The organism is Aestuariivirga sp. (assembly GCF_037139295.1).
In the GTDB taxonomy this organism is placed as follows: Bacteria; Pseudomonadota; Alphaproteobacteria; order Rhizobiales; family Aestuariivirgaceae; genus Aestuariivirga.
Genome location: NZ_JBAXGR010000288.1, coordinates 1 through 1800, shown reverse-complemented (window position 1 = coordinate 1800; position 1800 = coordinate 1). Strand labels below are relative to the sequence as shown.

Below are 1800 nucleotides of genomic sequence, written 5' to 3'. Positions count from 1 at the left end.
TCTCAGGGGCGCTGCCGTCGGACAAAGGCCGCCGTTAGATTGCACGTGTTTACGATATTCCGACCCTTATAAAAGCAAGGCTCTCTGCTATTTCAGACCCAATCGTTGCGCTGTGATGCACCGACGGTGCAAAGCATTCATAGGAGTAGACGCCCCTGTAGCCCGCCGAACTGAGGGCTGCGATCTGGGTGAGGTTGCCCAGGCGGTCTTGTCCTGTGACCAGGATCCGGTGCTCGTCCTGCATATCGCGGACTTCGACCGAGGGATCGACGACACCCGAGATATGAACAATGCCGGTCCACTCCGGGAAGAACTCTCGTTCGCTAGCGAGATGATGGTGGAAGGTGTCGTGCACGAGTTTGTAACGCGCATCACCGTCCACTGCCTTGATCGCCGCGATTGCATCGCTCTTGCGCCGCAGCGACGAAGTCGGAAAACCAAGAGGCTCCACGAGGGCGATCAGGTCGGTGCCCTCGAGCATCGGGAGTATGCGTGAGAGAGCATTGCGGAGCGCGTCGAGGCGCGCATCGTCGGTTTCGGTTCGCCCATCATTGGAAGGGATGAGAGAAATGGATTCGGCGCCACTGGCCACGGCCTCACCGATGAGGCGATCTACCTTGACCCGTATTTCTTCCGACCAGCGGTTGAACGCATAGACCTCGGACAGGCCCAGGAGGCGTAAGCCGTTCTCCCGGACAAGGGCACCCACGCTCTCTGGGCTGTCGCCGTCGAAGAAGTCCCGATCACACAGGCGCTTATCGCGGAGGTCGTTGCGAAGTTCGATGCCTGAGCAATCCAATCGCCTGGCTAGCTCGATGAACTCCCTGCATGTAAGTCGGGGAGCGGTGATCTGATTGAGTGCAAATGAAAGCTTGTCAGTCACGGGACCATTCTCTTGTCTGCGGATCGGGTTAGTGTGAAGTCGAATATCAACCGATGTTGATCATCACCTTGCCGCTTTCGAGCTTCACGGCATAGGTCTTGAGGTTCACGCAGACTGGAGCGCCCTTTGCCTCCCCCGTGCGGTAGTCGAAGCGGCCATTGTGCTTCGGGCACTCGATGATGTTGTCCATCACCAGCCCATCCGCCAAATGGATCTTCTCATGAGTGCATAGGCCGTCGGTGGCATAGTACTCATCCTCGGGCGAGCGGTAGATGGCAAACGTGCGCCCGCTGTGGTCGAACCGTATCACGTCTTCTTCTGCAATGTCGCCGACGGCACAGGCTTCAATCCATTGGGTCATCTTCTCGTCTTTCTCCTGCTATTCTGCAGCAATCATCTGGGTGGGATAGTCCTGCGGCATTGGTCGCTGGATTGACCAACCTGGTTCACGCACTTGGCGCAGGATCGCGGGGATGATTTCACGATAGGCGGCGACGACGCTTGGGTAGGCGGGCGGGCAGTATGTCTTCATCTCCTCATGCAGTTCCGGCAGGCGATGATAGGGTACCATCGGGAACATGTGGTGCTCCACGTGATAGTTCATGTTCCAGTAGATGAAGCGCAACACGGGGTTCATGTAGACGGTGCGGGAGTTGAGGCGATGATCCAACACGTTCTCGGGAAGGCCGGTGTGCTGCGTGAGGCCAGTCATCACATGCACCCATGCGCCATACATGGCGGGCAGGGGCCCGACCAGCAGCATCGGCAGGATCGAGCCGATGTAGATCGCGAAGGCAGTGACGGCGAGGTGTATGGCAAGCCAGATGCGTGCCGTACGGTAGACCTTGGGGCGCTCCATCTCGGGGATGAAATCCGCTTCGTCAGGGGAAAGCCTGCCTGCCGCGTGCCGCAGCATG

3 protein-coding genes are annotated in these 1800 nt (G+C 58.5%); all 3 read right to left on the bottom strand.

Features of this window, described 5'->3' with window-relative positions; all coding sequences use genetic code 11:
• Positions 1-49 precede the first annotated feature (49 nt).
• Entirely contained in the window at positions 50-883 is an 834-nt protein-coding gene (locus WCJ41_RS21995; RefSeq protein WP_336907968.1) for a TIM barrel protein, read from the bottom strand.
• A gap of 46 nt (positions 884-929) precedes the next feature.
• Positions 930-1244, bottom strand: a complete 315-nt coding sequence (locus tag WCJ41_RS21990; protein WP_336907967.1) for a MocE family 2Fe-2S type ferredoxin — start codon at positions 1242-1244, stop codon at positions 930-932.
• Positions 1245-1262: 18 nt separating this feature from the next.
• On the bottom strand, positions 1263-1800 hold a 538-nt coding region (locus tag WCJ41_RS21985; protein ID WP_336907966.1), incomplete at its 5' end, for a fatty acid desaturase.